The 18552-nt window shown below is 38.9% G+C and carries 19 protein-coding genes; 15 read left to right on the top strand and 4 right to left on the bottom strand.

All coding sequences use genetic code 11. From position 1 onward, the window contains the following. The first annotated feature begins 133 nt into the window (after positions 1 to 133). The 8 genes from ACE2AL_RS11215 (at position 134) to ACE2AL_RS11180 (ending at position 10937) form a co-directional block, all read left to right on the top strand. On the top strand, positions 134 to 730 hold the full coding sequence (locus ACE2AL_RS11215) for a Slp family lipoprotein (RefSeq protein WP_206084196.1): 597 nt from the start codon (positions 134 to 136) through the stop codon (positions 728 to 730). A gap of 175 nt (positions 731 to 905) precedes the next feature. Continuing rightward, positions 906 to 1079, top strand: a complete 174-nt coding sequence (locus ACE2AL_RS11210) for an NAD(P)H-binding protein (RefSeq protein ID WP_206084197.1) — start codon at positions 906 to 908, stop codon at positions 1077 to 1079. Between the two features lie 400 nt (positions 1080 to 1479). Continuing rightward, positions 1480 to 3168, top strand: coding sequence for a long-chain-fatty-acid--CoA ligase FadD (gene fadD / locus ACE2AL_RS11205; protein ID WP_206084198.1), 1689 nt, complete (start codon positions 1480 to 1482; stop codon positions 3166 to 3168). A 90-nt stretch (positions 3169 to 3258) separates the two neighbouring features. Then, positions 3259 to 4380, top strand: coding sequence for a ribonuclease D (gene rnd, locus ACE2AL_RS11200; RefSeq protein WP_272538519.1), 1122 nt, complete (start codon positions 3259 to 3261; stop codon positions 4378 to 4380). A 434-nt stretch (positions 4381 to 4814) separates the two neighbouring features. Continuing rightward, positions 4815 to 5555, top strand: coding sequence for a Slam-dependent surface lipoprotein (locus ACE2AL_RS11195; RefSeq protein WP_375083501.1), 741 nt, complete (start codon positions 4815 to 4817; stop codon positions 5553 to 5555). A gap of 89 nt (positions 5556 to 5644) precedes the next feature. Then, a complete protein-coding gene (locus ACE2AL_RS11190) occupies positions 5645 to 7057 on the top strand; it encodes a surface lipoprotein assembly modifier (protein ID WP_375083500.1) in 1413 nt (470 codons plus the stop codon). A gap of 18 nt (positions 7058 to 7075) precedes the next feature. Continuing rightward, a complete protein-coding gene (locus ACE2AL_RS11185; RefSeq protein WP_375083499.1) occupies positions 7076 to 10087 on the top strand; it encodes a TonB-dependent receptor domain-containing protein in 3012 nt (1003 codons plus the stop codon). A gap of 67 nt (positions 10088 to 10154) precedes the next feature. Beyond that, positions 10155 to 10937, top strand: a complete 783-nt coding sequence (locus ACE2AL_RS11180) for an energy transducer TonB (protein ID WP_349415168.1) — start codon at positions 10155 to 10157, stop codon at positions 10935 to 10937. Between the two features lie 145 nt (positions 10938 to 11082). On the opposite strand, the gene minE is transcribed toward ACE2AL_RS11180, so the two are convergent. The 3 genes from minE to minC are packed head-to-tail and all read right to left on the bottom strand — an operon-like array spanning position 11083 to position 12911. Further along, positions 11083 to 11367, bottom strand: coding sequence for a cell division topological specificity factor MinE (gene minE, locus ACE2AL_RS11175; protein ID WP_206084203.1), 285 nt, complete (start codon positions 11365 to 11367; stop codon positions 11083 to 11085). 3 nt (positions 11368 to 11370) lie between these two features. Further along, positions 11371 to 12186, bottom strand: coding sequence for a septum site-determining protein MinD (gene minD, locus ACE2AL_RS11170; RefSeq protein ID WP_206084204.1), 816 nt, complete (start codon positions 12184 to 12186; stop codon positions 11371 to 11373). A 23-nt stretch (positions 12187 to 12209) separates the two neighbouring features. Continuing rightward, positions 12210 to 12911: a septum site-determining protein MinC gene (gene minC / locus ACE2AL_RS11165; RefSeq protein WP_206084205.1), complete on the bottom strand. Its 702-nt coding sequence runs from the start codon at positions 12909 to 12911 to the stop codon at positions 12210 to 12212. Positions 12912 to 13040: 129 nt separating this feature from the next. Here minC and ACE2AL_RS11160 point away from each other — a divergent pair, with 129 nt between their 5' ends. The 4 genes from ACE2AL_RS11160 to ACE2AL_RS11145 are packed head-to-tail and all read left to right on the top strand — an operon-like array spanning position 13041 to position 15586. Then, the gene (locus tag ACE2AL_RS11160) at positions 13041 to 13310 is read left to right on the top strand and encodes a YcgL domain-containing protein (RefSeq protein ID WP_206084206.1); all 270 of its coding nucleotides are present in this window, start codon (positions 13041 to 13043) and stop codon (positions 13308 to 13310) included. 49 nt (positions 13311 to 13359) lie between these two features. After that, positions 13360 to 14448, top strand: coding sequence for a lytic transglycosylase domain-containing protein (locus tag ACE2AL_RS11155; RefSeq protein ID WP_206084207.1), 1089 nt, complete (start codon positions 13360 to 13362; stop codon positions 14446 to 14448). 20 nt (positions 14449 to 14468) lie between these two features. Then, the gene (locus ACE2AL_RS11150; protein WP_375083498.1) at positions 14469 to 15125 is read left to right on the top strand and encodes a fumarylacetoacetate hydrolase family protein; all 657 of its coding nucleotides are present in this window, start codon (positions 14469 to 14471) and stop codon (positions 15123 to 15125) included. A gap of 20 nt (positions 15126 to 15145) precedes the next feature. Continuing rightward, positions 15146 to 15586: a YcgN family cysteine cluster protein gene (locus tag ACE2AL_RS11145; RefSeq protein ID WP_206084209.1), complete on the top strand. Its 441-nt coding sequence runs from the start codon at positions 15146 to 15148 to the stop codon at positions 15584 to 15586. 36 nt (positions 15587 to 15622) lie between these two features. Here ACE2AL_RS11145 and ACE2AL_RS11140 read toward each other — a convergent pair whose 3' ends face one another. Further along, the gene (locus tag ACE2AL_RS11140; RefSeq protein WP_272573650.1) at positions 15623 to 16372 is read right to left on the bottom strand and encodes an SDR family oxidoreductase; all 750 of its coding nucleotides are present in this window, start codon (positions 16370 to 16372) and stop codon (positions 15623 to 15625) included. A gap of 686 nt (positions 16373 to 17058) precedes the next feature. Between ACE2AL_RS11140 and ACE2AL_RS11135 the strand changes: the two genes are divergently transcribed. The 3 genes from ACE2AL_RS11135 (at position 17059) to ACE2AL_RS11125 (ending at position 18393) form a co-directional block, all read left to right on the top strand. Next, positions 17059 to 17271, top strand: a complete 213-nt coding sequence (locus ACE2AL_RS11135) for an AAA family ATPase (protein ID WP_206084211.1) — start codon at positions 17059 to 17061, stop codon at positions 17269 to 17271. A gap of 114 nt (positions 17272 to 17385) precedes the next feature. Next, on the top strand, positions 17386 to 17805 hold the full coding sequence (locus ACE2AL_RS11130) for a hypothetical protein (protein WP_272573649.1): 420 nt from the start codon (positions 17386 to 17388) through the stop codon (positions 17803 to 17805). Between the two features lie 378 nt (positions 17806 to 18183). Continuing rightward, the gene (locus tag ACE2AL_RS11125; RefSeq protein WP_206084213.1) at positions 18184 to 18393 is read left to right on the top strand and encodes a hypothetical protein; all 210 of its coding nucleotides are present in this window, start codon (positions 18184 to 18186) and stop codon (positions 18391 to 18393) included. Positions 18394 to 18552: the final 159 nt, after the last annotated feature.

Below are 18552 nucleotides of genomic sequence, written 5' to 3'. Positions count from 1 at the left end.
TTCATAAAGATAGGTTATGATTAATAAGTATCCTATTTATATCTATCCAATTTAACATATCGTGTCTTCTTTGCTACAGACTATTTTAAACCGTATGACCTGAATTTATACTGTTGCTAATCGGAGGTAGTCTATGAACATTGAATTGAACTGCCGTAATGTACTGAAAGGCCTTTTTGTTGCCAGTGTATTAACACTAACTGGGTGCGTTTCTATACCTGCATCAATCCAAGGGTCAGTTCAAAACCCCGCTGATAGCTTAACATCCATTCAAAATGCCCCTGAAATGTATATTGGTCAGGAAGCACGCTTTGGCGGTAAAGTCCTCGCAGTAGCGAATGAGCCTACACGGACACGTTTAGAAATTGCGGTGATGGCACTGAGCAAATACGATGCAGCACCAGAACTCAATGCGCCTTCAGTTGGGCGTATCTATGCCTATATTAACGGTTTTCGTGAGCCAAGTGACTTTACGAACCGCTATGTCACTGTTGTTGGGAAAGTGACGGGAGAGCAGCAAGGGAAAGTTGGGCAAGTTCCTTATAAATATGTCACCCTTGATGTTACAGGTTTTCAACGCTGGAATGTCGCACAAAGTGTGATGATCCCGCCATCAGGTCCATGGGGTTATGGTTATTATGGCGATCCGTACTACTATAACCACCCATGGGGTTATGGTTACGGCTACCCAGGTGGCCCCGCACAAGTCCATACTTATCTCACTGAATAACCAAGATATTCCCAAAGCTGGCATAGGGGTACAATATGCCAGCTTAATTCCCCCTTCAGGAAAAATAATAATAACGATGTGATAAATATAGTTGTTATTGTTGGCATTTCAGGTTTTCTCTTCAATAATGCACTTTATCTGTGGGAGAAAGATCTGTGTGTCCGCGAGAGAGAAAATGCAAAAAGTCTTCGTTGCTGGCGCAACAGGGTACTTAGGCCAGTACCTTGTTTGTGAATTGAAGCGCCAAGGGTATTGGGTTAGAGCATTAGTGAGAAATACAGGTCAGGTAAATTTAGTGGCGGCAGCGGATGATATCGTTGTAGGTCAAGTGACTGAGCCGACAACATAATGCATGATCCCTTTCGTTTATTATTTGTTTGGTGTTATCTATCGATTAGCATTAGATATAAATACGTAAAAAGTGATTCAAATAATATTTTATTCCTTATTCACCTATAATTCTGCGCTTACAAGCTGAATTGATTGCAGAATTTTCTGAACACACCTCCAAAATTTGCCAATATCAGTGTATAATTAGGCATAACTTATGCAGATTTACATCTGATTAACGAAATTTAAGAAAGCAGGGCGGCGTATGTCGCCTTGTTTTTTCTTGAAGGAACAAAATTTATTTAGTGATAGACCTCTCAACCTTGACATTGTCTGTTTTTCAAACTGGTACAATGAGTTAATAATTTGTTAAAGGAGATGTTGGGTATAATAACTTCACTAAATTTAGGAGCAACATTTTGGAAAAAATCTGGCTAAAAAATTACCCTGCTGATGTGCCGGAAGAAATCAATCCTGATCGCTTCGCTTCTTTAGCAGAGTTACTGGAAAACGCAGTTTCCCAATATGCCGATCAGCCTGCATTCATTAATATGGGGGCAGTGATGACGTATCGGAAATTAGAAGAAAGAAGCCGCGCTTTTGCTGCCTACTTACAAAATGGGCTTGGTCTTAAAAAGGGTGACCGCGTTGCCTTAATGATGCCTAACTTATTACAATACCCAATTGCTTTATTTGGAATATTGCGTGCGGGTATGGTTGTTGTGAATGTTAATCCACTCTATACCCCTAGGGAGTTAGAACACCAGCTTAATGATAGCGGCACAACTGCGATTGTGATTGTCTCGAACTTCGCCTCTACTCTTGAAAAGATCGTTTATAACACCAAAGTTAAACACGTGATTTTAACCCGTATGGGGGATCAACTTTCACGGCCGAAAGCGACGATTGTGGATTTTGTCGTTAAATACGTAAAACGCTTAGTACCAAAATACAATTTACCCGATGCCATCTCGTTCCGTCGTGCTATGCATTACGGTTATCGGATGCAATATATTAAACCCAATATTGCAGGCAGTGATTTAGCCTTCTTGCAATATACTGGGGGAACTACAGGGGTGGCTAAAGGGGCGATGCTAACTCATCGCAATATGTTAGCAAATCTAGAACAAGCAAGAGCGGCGTATGGTCCTGTATTGAAATTTGGTGCGGAATTCGTGGTGACTGCATTACCGCTGTACCATGTTTTTGCTCTTACAGTAAATTGCTTGCTTTTCATCAATGTGGGTGGAGTTAATTTATTAATCACCAATCCGCGGGACGTACCTGATACAGTCAAACAGCTTGGTCGTTATCCTATCACATCAATTACTGGGGTTAATACACTCTTTAATGCTTGGATCCATAATGAAGAGTTTCAAAAGTTGGACTTCTCGCGCTTAAGATTATCGGTCGGCGGTGGAATGCCAGTGCAAAAGGCTGTGGCTGAAAAATGGCAAAAGCTGACAGGTAAACATCTTCTTGAAGGTTATGGCTTAACAGAATGTTCTCCGCTAGTTACGGGGAATCCATATAATCTCACGGCATATAGTGGTAGTATTGGCTTACCCGTTCCATCCACGGATGTGAAATTTCTTAATGATGAAGGTCAAGAGGTTCCGCTGGGTGAGCCTGGCGAAATGTGGGTAAAAGGCCCTCAGGTGATGAAAGGTTATTGGAATCGTCCTGACTCTACCGCTGAGGCGATAATTGATGGCTGGATAGCCACGGGCGACATCGCAGAAATGGATAGTGAAGGTTATATCCGCATTGTTGATCGTAAAAAAGATATGATCATCGTGTCGGGTTTTAATGTTTATCCAAATGAAATTGAAGATGTTATTGCAACTCACCCTGACGTCATTGAATGTGCGGCGATTGGCGTACCAAGTGAAAGCACAGGGGAAGCAGTGAAAGTTTTCGTTGTCACGAAAAATGCGAATTTGACGGGGGATGAACTAAAAACATTTTGCCGTCGCTCATTAACGGCGTATAAAGTCCCTAAAATATTTGAGTTTCGTGATGAATTGCCTAAATCAAACGTTGGGAAAATTCTCCGTAAAGATTTGCGTGATGAAGAAAAATTGAAAAGAAATAAGTCACCTGCTTAAAAGTGATTTAGAATGTATAAACATAACGAATAGATGACGCCGGTTTATACCGGCGTCTCTGTAATGAAAATAGAAAAAGAGAAACTTGTTTTGAATTATCGTTTAGTGACCACAGATAGCGAACTAGCCCAAATATGCCAAGACGCCAGTGATGCACCCTGGCTTGCATTGGATACCGAGTTTGTTCGTACAAGAACATATTATCCTCAATTAGGTTTGCTACAGTTGTATGATGGGAAGCAAGTTTCATTGATTGACCCACTCTCAATATCTGATTTCAGCCCTTTTAAAGCGCTGTTAACTGATCCAAATCAGCTTAAATTCTTGCACGCAGGGAGTGAAGACCTTGAAGTGTTTATGCATGATTTTGACTGCGTACCCGAACCGATGATTGATACCCAAGTGGTTGCAGCTTTTCTGGGCTATCCAATTTCATGTGGGTTTGCTTCATTGGTCGCAGAACATCTTGGCATTGAGCTGGACAAAAGTGAATCACGGACAGATTGGTTAGCGCGGCCGCTAAGTGAGAAACAATGTGACTATGCAACCGCGGATGTGCTGTATTTACTGCCATTAGCTGAAATTCTTATGCAGAAGGTCACGGAGTCAGGGTATTTAGAAGATGCTAAAGACGAATGCCAGCGTGTGGTTGCCCGTCGCCAAAAACTGCTGAAACCCGAAAGAGCCTACTTAAACATTCACAATGCGTGCCAGTTACGTGATGAGCAACTGGCATGCTTGCAATTACTTGCCGATTGGCGTTTGAACCAAGCTAAAGCACGGGATATGGCGATTAATTTTGTCGTAAAAGAAGAACATCTATGGAAAGTTGCACGTTTCCTACCGACCACTCTTGGCGAGCTAGATAGCCTTGGTTTGACGGGGCAAGAGATTCGTTGTCACGGTAAGCGTTTGCTAAGCATAGTTGAGCAAGCTAAGAAGCTTGATCCAAGCCTATACCCAGCACCAGTGGCGAATATTACCGAACAAAGCCAATATAAAAATGTCTTTAAAGAAATTAAAGCAGTGGTTAAAGATATCGCTGAAAATGAAAAGTTTAATGCAGAGCTATTAGCATCGAGGCGACAAATAAATCAGCTACTATCTATTCATTGGGGAATTAAATCTTCCTCCACGCCACCTGAATTATTGACAGGCTGGCGCGGTCGATTACTGGCAGAGCCCATAGCTAAATTACTGGCAAGCGTATAGCGTATCAAGGTACAAGAAGGGCGCTTCTTGTACCTAATCATTAGAATAACCAAGTCTATTTTACTCAACTTTATTTTTATGTTTATTATTCCTCAATGAACTTGTAAAAAAACCACCGCATTTACTCATAAATATAATCATTCCATTTTCATCTAATAATTGTAATTACTCTTAAAAATTCAATTAACACTTTATTTAAGCCTCAACAAATAAAGTTACGCGTTGTAGGACTATTGATTAACCCTCTAAAAATAAAAAGATTATTTTGCTTTATGGCCTAATAATATAATTTTGAATTATATCCCCCGCATTTGTAAATGAAAATCATTTTCATATACTGAATCTCGAATATTAAAGGAAAGAATAATCTTTTATTTAATGTGTTTTTTAACCGCGTTATTTAATTCACACTTCAGTTGAAAAAGGATTCACAAATGAAGAAATTATCATTAATTACCGCCGCTGTATCTTTCTCTGTATTTTCTGTTGGTGTTATGGCTGAAACGGTATCAAATCAGAGTTTAGATTATGAAGATGGCCTAACAAATATTATTGTCGATAAAACTCAATCAACTATGGGGCCTCATGCTGGCAGTATTGGCGCACCGGGTATCGGTTCTCGCTTTATGAGAGAAGGCAAAACAATTTCATTTTCAGGCTTAAAAAACTTAGTAACGCAAAAGCCAGATAACGTTTATATTTTGGAAAGCGGCGGTAGCCCACATGGCGGAATGGGCAAATTCCAATTTAGCCAGGTTGCAGATGCCGAGGTATATTTTGGTGACTGGTCACAAACTGGTTTAGCGGATGATGCAATGCACACGGTTTATTTCTCCGGTGCGAATGCAACAACAGAAGTCCCAACCAGTGGCCAAGCGACTTATACCATAGCAGGTGTTAACCAGTTTGCGGGTGAAGCAAAACAGACAGGTTGGTTTAATGCTAATTTTGCGGATAAGTCATATACAGGTGCATTAGAAGGAACGAATAACCACTCCATGATGGGGGCCATTGAAGAAGATGGTAAATTTAGCGGTACTGCCATTGCCAATGAAACACATCATGGTAACAGCATGGGACAATTCTTTGGTGATAATGCAGAACAAGTGGCCGGTATTCTTTCTTATGACAACAATCGTGAATTAGATACGGCATTTGGTGGCCAGAAAGACTAATAATTACTGAAAATATAATTGGATAAAAAAAAGTAGGCAAAAGTAATTTTGTCTACTTTTTATTTTATCGAACAAATGGTGATTTCTTTATGTTAGCTTTTAATAAAAAAATATTTTCAATATGTATTATTTTATTGTTGCTCACTTTTCAATTTACTGCATTTGCAGAGCCAAAATTAAAAGAGGAACTTATTGGTATTTTAAATAGTTATAATAATAAAGAATATAAATTAGGAATAAATAATGTGAAAAATAGCAAAAAAAGCATCGACGAACTTGGTTTTATTCTTTATGATCTGGTTCATAAACACGAATTCGAAAAAATAGATGCTATTATCAATGGTTATATTAGTCATCAAAAACATGACAAAGAACTAGTAAAGTATATTTATTCTGAAAAGGCAATTTCAAAGAAAAAATATAGTGATGCTATTAAGCTATATAATGAAATCTTGGCTCGAAAACCTAATATGTTGCTAGTTGAATTAAAGCTCGCACGAGCATTGCTTTATGTTAAACATTATGAGTCGGCACTATCTTTATACCAAGGCGTACAAAATAAATACGGGGATAAAATATCAGGAAAACTCGCGGGTTATATTAATCGTCAAATAATAGATTTAAACAATAAAAATCATTGGCAAGGCACTATTAAATTTGGTTCGAGTTATGATTTTAATTTAAATGAAGCATCAAACAGCCGAGAAATACACTGTTTTCATGGTAAGTGTATGAATAGTACCAATCAATCTATCGCTGGTGGAAAATGGCACTATTATATTAAATCAGCAAAGCGTTTTCCTCTCGTGGGTAACCATTCAGGGCTATTATCATTGGGCGCCGTTGGGGTAGAACCGATGAAAACAGTCACGGTTAGAAAAATGAATATATTTGTTAGCGGGGGTTATCAATATGAGGACGCTAACGCCAAAGTCCGTATACAGCCTACAGCTGAGGTGAAGTGGCATGATAACCAATATTATAATTTAAGCCTAGGGGGGAAAATAGCGACAGAGTATACGCTAAATCACCAGGTGAGCTTTTTAGGTGATATCGATTATAAAAATAAAACTTACCCTTACGAGTATAGTTTCAATGATGGTGATAAATGGGTTTATTCAATTGTTGGTACCTATTTAATCAACCCTCGGCTAATCGCTTTTGGGGGCATTCATGGCGCCAATAGGGAAAAACAACGCAATAGTGATAGCTATTCACAGTATGGGGTCAGAGTTGGTTTTTTAAAAGTCACTGAATTGTGTGATTTACTTGTTGTGCTAGGTTACAAGCAAACAAATTTCAAACAGTTTGATGCATTTTTAAATGTAAAAAGAAAAGACCACAATGGATATTTAAATACCCAAATGACCTTTGATAATAACAAAGTATTAAGTTTTACGCCTTCAGTTTATTTCAGTAGCCAAGTGAATAAAAGTAAGGCGGATATTATTTATTCTTTTAAGCAAAGTGAAGTCGGTGTCAATTTCACCAAGAAATTTTAATTTTCACCGGAACAAATAATGAAAATAAAAACTGTGATAGCCATTAATATCGCGACAGGGTTATCTATTGGTAGTATTACACACCTAGTCTATGCACAACAAAGCGAAAACATCGGCTCTATTGTGGTAAATGATAAAGCGACCACTATCAAAGAGCGTGATAGAAAAGGGGCGGATGACCAATATGATAAAGACGAATCGAATATTTACATCAGTAAAGAAGAAATCGAACGCTATAAAGGCACCAACCCTGCAGATACCATAAACCATGCGGTAGGGGTGTACAGCGGTGATGCCCGTAATAGCGGGGCAATAGACCCCAATGTACGAGGGGTACAGGGGCAAGGGCGCGTCCCGGTAACTGTCGATGGCACAGAACAGGCTATCACTGTGTGGCGTGGCTACAACGGGGCGAATAACCGTAATTATATCGACCCAAATATGATTAGCAGCATTAAGGTCATGAAAAGCGCAACGCTAGACCGCGATGTGCGTACCTCTACAGGTGGTGGGGTGGCGATAACGACCCTAGGCATTGATGATGTTGTGGATAAATATGAGAAGTTTGGTTTTGATATTAAATTAGAAACATCGAGTAACTCCACAAAACCGAGGGTTAATCATTTAAACCACGGTATAGACTATCGCGATGATAAGCGACTATTGAGTACGCTAGACATGCAGAAGTTTCGTGGAATTTATTTTCAAGATCACGAAATGCTTGTTGATGCTCGTAGTAAAGGTAATGCCAATTTCTTTAATCTGCAAGATAACGCAGCGCGCATTGCCATTGGGACACGGCAAGAAAAGTTTGATTTGATGTTGGCATACAGCTACCGCAACCAAGGCAACTATTTTGCAGGGCGCCGTGGGGCGAATAAATTTTATGATGATATTATTACCTATGACCCTAATAACACAAATAAGGCGATAGACCCATATATACCCTTTGTTGCTAGGATTTACGGGCCAAATACAGAGGTGGCAAATACATCAAATGAAATGTCGACATGGCTGGCTAAATTAAATTTGATGCTACCTTATGCACAAGACTTATCCCTTGGTTATATGCATACATCAAGTCACTATGGCGAAATCATGCCATCGCAAATTCGTTATCATGATTTAGAAGGGAAAATTCCGCAATGGCCTTTAGCTAACTTGGCGTTAAATACTTTTTACGCCAATTATTCGTTCAAACCCGAGTCCATTGGTTGGGTTGATTTCCGATTAGGTTATTGGTTGACAAAAACTAATTTAAACACAAATACCGCAGGTGGCCAGCCTAGGGAACCAATGGAAAGGGATTGGAATTATGAATTTGGTCGAGATAAAAATGTGGCTAAAAATCCTGCTATTAATGGCACCTTAGTTGATGGGATTAAATTAAACCAACTTAACGATCGCTATGGTGTTTCATTATCCAATAAGTTTCAAATTACACCTGAATTTAAAGTGACTTTAATGGGAAGCTTAATTGATGAAACTATTGGTAGCCGTGAAGATATTTTTAATTCAGATTCTAGCCCAAAGGGGAACATGTTCCGTGCTATCCCTAGGGAAGGTAAGCGTCGGGAATATAATGGTATTATTCGGTTGGATTGGCAGCCTACTGATTGGTTAAGCCTGAATGCGGGGGCTCAATATATTAGTTACTGGTCAAGAGATTTATTAAAAGAGAGGCGCATCGCAGCTAAAGATGTAAATTATGCCCCCTATAGCCATATAACGGCGCGAAATTTTCGACTATCTCGTTTATTAAGTGAACAAGAGTACCAAACAGTACAACAGTATGTTGATGACAAAGGGAACACATTTAAAGATGTAAAAGGAAGATCTTATGATCGGCGAATTTTTATCGAAAAAGCACTAAAAATGAAAGCGAATTCATTAGAGAATGCTGGCTGTCGAAAGGATATAAATAGAAAAAAATCTGAGTTTAGAATTACAGAAAGAAACAATATAGTAAAATGGAAGGTGGATGAAAATAACCGGTTTATACGAAAAAATAACCCATTCTATAATGGCGAGATTGATTTAAAAGAAGAAATAATCGACCCCGTAACAGGCTTAAAAGCAAAAAAATACCGGACAACAGATATTATTAATAAAGGGTATGATGAATTGAGGTTTACAGACGAGCAAAAATTTAAAGCGCCGAAAAGAAATGAAGAATCAGCTTGGGCTCCGGCGTTAGGGGCCACAATTTACCTAACAGAGAACGACCGAATATTTGGGCGTTATTTAGAAACCGTTAGGATGCCAAGTATATTTGAAGACACGATTGGTTTTTCTGGAGGAAGAGAGCCGAATTACACGCCACCGGTTTATTTGCCAGAACGCAGCCATACGATAGAACTGGGGTATGTGCGTAATTTCCAAGATCTCGTTGCGGCAGAAAACCATGCCGACTTACGCATAAATTACTATAACACGGTTGTCACAAATGCATTTGATAGGAACTACAGGTTAGTCTTTACGCAGGTTGATAAACATAACACGGCCGGTCTGGAATTATTAGCGCGTTATGATAATGGCTGGGTATTTGGTGACTTAGGGGTAGATTACCGCTTAAAAAATGAAGTTTGCGATGAAGTCTCACTGGTAGCAATGGACCCCTATAACAAATTTGGTGGCCCAGAGTGTACAACAGCAGGGTTCCCCGGCGGCTATTTGCGTACTCAATTGCAACCTAAATATAGCATCCATGCCAACCTAGGTTTACGCTTCTTAGATGAACGTTTAGAAGTGGGTAGCCGTATGCGATATCACAGCAAAGCAAAAAATGAGGATGAAGCGGAAATGATAGATAAATATCCATACTCATATGCACCATTAAATAATAGCCCGATGAGTTGGAATGCGGTTTTTACCGCGGATGCTTATGTGAATTACCAGTTTAATAAAGACCTATCCCTTGAATTATTAGCCACAAATTTATTTGATGAATATTACATTGACCCATTAACCCGCAGTATGATGCCGGCCCCAGGTAGAACGATACGCTTCAATGTAGCTAGTCGCTTCTAAAAGGGATCCCCCTTCGTTGATGTAGTTATGTTGTGGCATTAACGAAGGGGCTATTAGGGATATTAAAATGATTACTTTACGTTTTAATTTTAAACTTGCAGTTATGGTTTCGCTATTATTTCATTTTGGTATTGTTTTTTATTGTTTAAGTGCAGAGAAAACACGTTTCGCACAAATTTATACGCCAATAAAAGCGGCGATAATCTCTTTTGCACTGACGCAAAATGTAATTGAAAAGCAAATAAATGATGTCACATTACATAATGAGCTAACAGGTGGATTGCTCTCAGAACCACAACAAAATGAAAATGCTGTAATTAAAGTTGCGAATAAAAAAAGCACGCACAGTGATGAAAATAAAGTTTCAGCAACTCAGAAAAAAAACATCGAGAAAAAAGATGAAAAACAACCAAATAAAAAGGTTATTAAGCAGCAAAAAGAACAGCAACAAAAAAGTGAAAAAAACGATGATGTAAAACAAGAGCAACAAGCAGGGCAAAATAACACGTTCTCTGATGCCGCAGGCGAACAGGGGGCACAAAATACGAGGGCGGTTGGGGACAGTATAAGTGCGAGTCACCAATCTTATATTGATAAATTACGCCGTGAAATAGAGCGCCATAAACGTTATCCCAGAAAAGCGAGAAATACCAATATTCAAGGAACGGTAGAGGTGAGTTTTACGCTAACGCCATTGGGGGAGATAACCAAGGTAAGTATTGCTAAATCCTCTATGCATACTCAACTCGACCAAGCAGCGTTAACGGCAGTAGCGAAGAGCAGTTCTGTTGGTATACCGCCAGAAGGCTTTAAAAAACAGGTTACATTAGCAATTAAATTCAAGCTATAAATTGCCGAAGCGTGGTGGTTTTCAACCTGAAAAGATGACTAATATTTGTGGCAAAGGTGAGCCCTGAGCCTATTGTTATATATTGGTAATAAACTATTGGTAATAAAAAGCAAGCCGCCATACGACATAGCGGCTTCTTTGCGAATTATTTTTCTGTTGTAGTCGTTTTAATTTCGTCACCTTCTGGTAGCGTAACGTTTAACTCAAGAACAGAAATATCATCGTCTTTTTGTTCAAATTGTACTGATAACATCTCAGGATCAACTTGGACATACTTGCAGATAACCTGCAAAATATCGCGTTTCATATCAGCAAGGTATGCGGGTTCGCTATCACCACGGCGGCGTTCCGCAACGATGATTTGTAATCGCTCTTTTGCGATATTCGCTGTCGTCTTTTTTCTCGACAGAAAGAAATCCAATAAAGCCATTATTTACCCCCCAAATAGGCGTTTTAAGAAGCCTTTTTTCTCTTCTTCAATGAAACGGATAGGGCGATCTTCACCTAAAATACGCGCGACACAGTCATCGTAAGCTTGGCCTGCTTCAGACTCTTTATCTAAAATAACAGGTTCACCTTGGTTAGATGAGCGCAAAACAGATTGATCTTCTGGAATAACCCCAATCAATGGAATGCAAAGGATTTCCAGCACATCTTCCATACTTAACATATCACCGCGGGTCACCCGCCCTGGGTTATAACGGGTCAGTAGAAGGTGTTCTTTTATTGGGTCTTGGCCTTTTTCTGCACGACGTGATTTAGAGGCTAAAATACCTAAAATGCGGTCTGAGTCACGAACTGAAGACACTTCTGGGTTGGTCGTAATAATGGCTTCGTCAGCAAAATACAGCGCCATTAATGCACCACTTTCAATACCTGCAGGTGAATCGCAGACAATAAAATCAAAACCAAGATTATCACCGAGCTCATCAAGAATCTTTTCCACGCCTTCACGGGTTAATGCGTCTTTATCACGCGTTTGTGAGGCAGGTAAAATAAACAGATTTTCGGTACGTTTGTCTTTAATTAAGGCTTGATTTAGCGTTGCATCACCTTGGATAACGTTGACGAAGTCATAGACAACTCGACGTTCACACCCCATGATGAGGTCAAGGTTACGTAGACCGATATCGAAATCGATTACGACAGTTTTTTTCCCTTTTTGTGCTAGGCCAGTTGCTATGGCCGCGCTTGAAGTGGTTTTACCAACACCACCTTTACCAGAAGTCACTACAATTATGCGTGCCATGAATAATTCCTTGTAAATAAGGTCTAATTTAAATATTCGATGTTAAGTTTGTTATCAACTAAACGAAGTTTAGCTGCTTTGGCGAGAAATTCAGCAGGGATTTGATCGCTCAGCCAATATTCACCTGCAATAGAGACTAACTCTGCTTGCAAATGCGTACAATAAATCTGACTTTCAATATCACCAGAAGCACCTGCTAAGGCACGACCGCGCATCACACCATATATATGAATATTACCATCTGCTAACAGTTCTGCACCTGCACTTACATTACTTGTGACGATAAGATCACTATTTGGTGCGTAAATACGTTGCCCAGAACGAACAGGGGTATTGATAATTCGAGTCTTACGATAAACGGGCTCATTTTGTACCGCGGCAACACTTGCCTCAGCCTGAATTTCAACAGGTTTCTGGCTTTTACCTTCACTTAATATTGGTAAGCCTGCTTCATTGGCTTTTTGGCGCAATAAAGGGTCTGTACACCCACTAACTCCAACAATACGTAACCCCGCAGAAACCACAGATTTATGTATGCTGTATAAATCTGCATGTGCAGTTAATTCCGCAATATTGATGACAACAGGGGCATTTTTAAAGAAATCAGGAGCCTGACTTACTTTTTCTTGCAGCGCTTTTTTGATGAGTTTAGGCTCTTCACTGTATAAGTGAATAACTGAAAGAGTAAAACTGCTGCCTTTAAGTTCTATTGGCGATTGTGGCATCTATCTAGACTCAGCAAATTAAAATTTCCGAAACAATCCTCGGGTGAAGATATTCTGTAAAACAATAGCATGTTATAGTTACTACATTCTTCAAGCAAGCTAATGAACTAAGAAAAAGAGTTAAATATAATGATTTGTGCAATTTATAGAAGCCCTAAGCGTGAACAAACCTATCTTTATGTTGAAAAGAAAGATGATTTTTCACGCGTTCCTGAAGAGTTATTAGCCCAATTTGGAACACCTCAATTTGCTATGGTGATTGCGTTAGACAAGCGCGAAAAGCTTGCTAATGCTGATTTATCACGAGTTAAGGCTGACTTACAAGAAGTTGGTTATTACTTACAATTTCCGCCTCCAGTGGAGGATCTGCTTTCAGAACATAAAGAGCTTAATATTTAAAGTAATTTAAGAAAAACCTGAAAAGCTTTGTGTGCTCTGGAGGATACAAATGAAACCAACGTTATTATATACATTAGTCGCTGGTTTGCTTTTAGCAAGTTGCTCAGCGAAACAACATGGAACGGTTGCGACTCAACCGATTACTGCGGAACAAAGTGCGGCGATTATCCAAGAAGTTGCTGCACTAGATAAAGCGTTTCCTATTGAGCAGCGTGAACCTTCGCAATTTCCTGCTTATGTGGAATTATTGAAAGAACATGCTATTGCTCAAGGGATCAAACCCGCCACGATCGAACGTGGTTTTGCAAATATTCATTTTATCGAACGAGTGGTAAAAGCGGATAAAGGGCAGCCAGAAAAAAGAGCAACGGTCACATTAGCAAGCTACCTGAAAAATGTCCTTCCGCAATCACGTATCAATGCGGGGTATGATAAGTATATTGAAAACAAGGCGCTGCTTGATTCAATTAGCCAAAAATATGGCGTTCCACCGCAATTTATTGTTTCCCTTTGGGGGCTTGAAAGTGGCTTTGGGCGCTCACAAGGAAAAGAAGACGTCATTTCAGCGCTCGCCACGTTATCTTTCGAGGGTCGCCGTGAAGCGCTTTTTAGCAAGCAATTGCTGGCAGCACTAGAGATAATGGATAAGGGGTATATCCCTGAAGACCAGCAATTAAAAGGCTCATGGGCTGGTGCGATGGGTCAGAGTCAGTTTATGCCAACATCCTATTTGTCTTATGCGGCAGATGGTGATGGCGATGGAAAGATGGATATTTGGAATAATAAAGCGGATGTTTTCGCCTCAATTGCCAATTATTTATCAACAGAAGGTTGGCAATCCCAATTACCATGGGGCTACCAAGTCAGTTTACCAGCGGACTTTGGCCGAGCTTTAGAAGGCGTTAAAGCAGAACAAGGCAAAACTGTCAGTGATTGGCAGCAATTAGGGGTTAAGTTACCTGCATTTGCACAACTATCGCCGGATGTAAAAACATGGGTTGTTATTCCGGATGATCCTGAAGGTAGAACATTTTTAGTGACAGAGAACTTTCGCACCATCATGCATTGGAATCGCTCATACTATTTTGCATTGAGTGTTAGCTTGATGGCCGATGGCATCGCTCAAAAAATACAATAACGATAATAGGAGTTACCCTTATGTATCAACATCGTGACTGGCAAGGTGCTTTACTTGATTTTCCAGCAAACAAAGTTGTTTGTGTAGGTAGTAACTATGCCAAGCATATCAAAGAGATGGGCTCAGCTGTACCCGAGGAGCCGGTTATCTTTATCAAACCTGAAACTGCACTTTGTGATATCACTCAATCGATTGTTATTCCAAAGGATTTGGGTGCTGTTCACCATGAAGTCGAAATGGCAATTTTGATTGGCATGCCATTAAAAAATGCGGACGAAGACCGTGTTTCTCGTGCAATTGCAGGTTATGCCGTTGCGCTGGACTTAACATTGCGTGATTTACAGGCAAAATTTAAGAAAGCGGGTCAGCCGTGGGAAAAAAGTAAAGCGTTCGATGGTTCTTGCCCAATTTCAGGGTTTATTCCAGTCAATAATCCAAGTGAATTGCAGAATGTTCAGTTATCACTGCAAATTAATGGGGAAATTCGCCAAGAAGGCTCAACGCGTGATATGATCACGCCGATTTTACCTCTTATTAGCTATATGTCCCGCTTCTTCACATTACGTGCAGGGGATGTCATTTTGACGGGGACCCCAGAAGGTGTCGGTCCATTGGCCTCTGGTGATATGTTAAAGCTATCGATTAATGACCACTCGCTGACAACTCGAGTTATTTAAGTATAGGATTGATAAGTATTATGTCGCAGTTCTGGCAGGTTAAGACACTAGATGAAATGACAGATGATGAATGGGAATCTTTGTGTGATGGATGTGGGCAATGTTGCTTACATAAATTAATGGATGAAGATACTGATGAAATCTATTTCACCAATGTGGCTTGCAACCAATTAAATTTGAAAACCTGCCAGTGCAAGCATTATGAAAATCGCTTTGAGTACGAGGCGGATTGCATCAAGCTCAACCGTTATAATTTAGAAACTTTTGAGTGGTTACCAACGACTTGTGCTTATCGTTTATTGCTTGAAGGAAAAAGCTTACCTGCTTGGCACCCGTTAAAAACAGGTTCCAAAGCTGCAATGCATAATGAAGGTGTGTCTGTGCGGCATATTGCCGTTAGGGAAATTGATGTGGTTGATTGGGAAGACCACATCATGAATAGACCAAAAGGTAGGGGTTAACGACTCCGATTTTTCGTTGAAAGTTAGTATTGCTTTTTACTTGATGGCAGAATTGCCGCCATCTACAAACAGCGCAGTTCCTGTCACAAAGCTTGACATTGAACTGGCTAAAAATAATGCGGCTGAAGCGATTTCTTCAGGCTCAGCCAATCTTTTCATAGCATGTAAATTAGCAGCCCAATCTCTTTGCTGTTGATCGCCAGCCATATCTGTATTTACACCGCCAGGTAATAGAGCATTTGCTCGAATATTTTGTGTGGCATAATCCGCAGTGATCCCTTTAGCCAAGGCAATTAAAGCAGTTTTCGCTACGCCATAGGCCGTCATATAAGGTAAAGCTGAGCTAGTTCCTACAAAGCTAGATGTAAAGACAAGTGATCCACCACCTGTTTTAATCATGGCAGGAATTTGGCTTTTCGCCCCCATAAATGCAGCGGTAATATTTGCATTTTGTACTTGAAACCATTCTTCTAACGTAAAGTCCGCTAAAGGTTTTAAAGTACCAACAGAGCCTGCATTATTTATTGCAATATCAAGCTTACCAAATTCATTAAGTGTTTTATCGATGATGGCACTATGCGTCTCTTCTACACAGATATCACCCACATGATAAATGACCTTACCGCTATATCCTTGTATTTCACTTACAATCTTGCGGAGGTTTTCTTCGCGTCTTGCAGTTAAACAGACAGATGCTCCATGTTTAGCAAATAGAAGGGCTGTCGATTTACCTATGCCAGAAGATGCTCCCGTAATAATTGCAACTTTGTTTTTTAATAACATCATGATGCTCCTTAGTTTATGTGTATAAACCATAACTTAGGTGAGACGATAGCAATCTCTGTTTCTTGCTTTATAATTTAATGATAGGAATTTAAATATGTAGAGAGAGATAGGACTATCTTTGATGAATACCTTTTTATGGTTTTCTTTAAATATATTCAATGATAGTTGGGCTAAATAGAAGGTCTAATGTGGTTGCTATTTTGGGAAAAGCGGCTCTTATTGCAGTTGAGACGATAGAGCCTTTCTTAGTTTTTAAATTATCACTATTGGTTTTATAGTCATTGTACAAATAGGGACGGAAAGAGAACTGCGTGCCTTTTTTCTATCGGATAACAGGCACGCAGTTTGTTAGAACGTTCAGATAAATAAACCTGTTTTTGCTGGTGTATTAAATATGGGAATAAATGATTCCAACACTCAGTGCTAGAATTGACCAAAACCCGATAAATAGAGTGTACTTCGTTATCATGGAGTTTACTCCTATTGTTTGATGTTAGTGTATCTACTTAATTTACTTTAAGTTAAATACACAAGTGAATAAGCTAACAAATTTTTACATCTATTACAATGTTGTATAAATTTACATTTAATTTTAAATTTATATAGTTAAAAGTACTTAATTAATTGTTATTATTCGTCAAATTTGCTAGATTTCTTGCTTATTTTCGATGAAATTATGAAATAACATGAAATCTATATATTCACTGCTTTGTTTATGCATCATCTCAGGATGTTCTTCGAATCCAACTTTTGAACCTAATAAGTCTACATGGCCAAAGCCGCATAAAGATTTGCGTACATCGGAGCAAAAGCGCATAGATAGAGAAGCAGTTCACGAACAACAACGCGCCGTTATGCGAGGGGAAAGACCAGACTACGGTGTTTTTGAACGTTACTAGTGGGGGGTATTGTTAAATATCCACGATTTTTTATAACTAGCTAACTTATATTGTTCTTATTGTTCCTGATAGGAGGTGAATTTTAATTATGTTCACCGTAAATGGTTTTTATTTATGATTACAACCTTCTTTCGCATACTCTGTTTTTTAATATTGATACTATTTGCGTTTGTACTTGGTGTCTCATTAAACCTTAATCCTCAATTGGATGTAACGGCTCAGGCTAAATTGATGGTGGCAAACTTTATGTATCAACCACAAGCGACAGAGTTTAGAAATGTGAAACTGTATGCAGCAGCTGCAGGCTCCCCTCATAATATAATAGGGAATGTGTGTGGTGAAGTATTCACCTTTAAAGATGAAGCACCTTACCAGTATGAAAAATTTATTATTCAAGTCGCAAAAGATAAAAATAAAAAGAATATTTTATCTTTTCCTTTATTTGATTTTGAAGGTGAGATGATCCCTGAAGCTGATTTTCAAAAAATTTGGCAACAACGTTGTGTGAATGAAATTCCAGTAATGGCACCATAACATTAATATAAAGGCGTAGTTTTTTATTCTCTAATTATAGGTATTAAAATGGAAGCATCCTTACCTGGACTTGATCTAATTACATTATTGGATATCCTTTTTTCTACATCACAGTTTCCTTTATTAGAAAGGTTTAGTCATCATGCATTAATGATTAATTATGCTTTTTAGCTAATCACTCATGATTGCCTTTAAATAGTTAGACTAATTTTTTAATATAATTTTAGTTATCAAATCTCGTCGAAAATAGTTTGTGGTGTTGTTAATACGCTGCGCATTTTTTGTTAAAATATAAAGTGTAATGGTAAGTATAAGCTTTGCTTTTATTTAGGTTGTTAGTTAACATATCCTAAATTAATGTAATCTAAGGGGAACAGAATGAAAACGTTTGGTGTCGTTTTAACGATTATTGGGCTCATTACTGCTTTTCTATCATATAATATGGATGTAAGTATACCTATCGTCTATGGTGAGAATATAAAAGATGCAGGCCTCGCATTTGATAGGCAAAATTACATTATTGGGAGTCTTGTTGTTGCTTGCTTAGGGATTTTAATTGTTATTTTTGATAATCGTAAGAAGAAATAATTTAGTTTAGGAATTTATTCATAACATAAGTTGTTTATAGTGCTTGGGCTAGGGCCGTAAATATATAGCCTGGTAATGTTTTTATGGGTCATTTTAAGAAGGCTCATTGAAGGAGTATTGGGATGTTGTTTTTCGTCGTGAGATGAATTGACTTAACTC

The organism is Providencia xihuensis (genome assembly GCF_041953405.1).
GTDB lineage: Bacteria > Pseudomonadota > Gammaproteobacteria > Enterobacterales > Enterobacteriaceae > Providencia > Providencia vermicola.
Note: the sequence above shows the minus strand (reverse complement) of the source record. Positions and strands in the feature narration are given on the sequence as shown.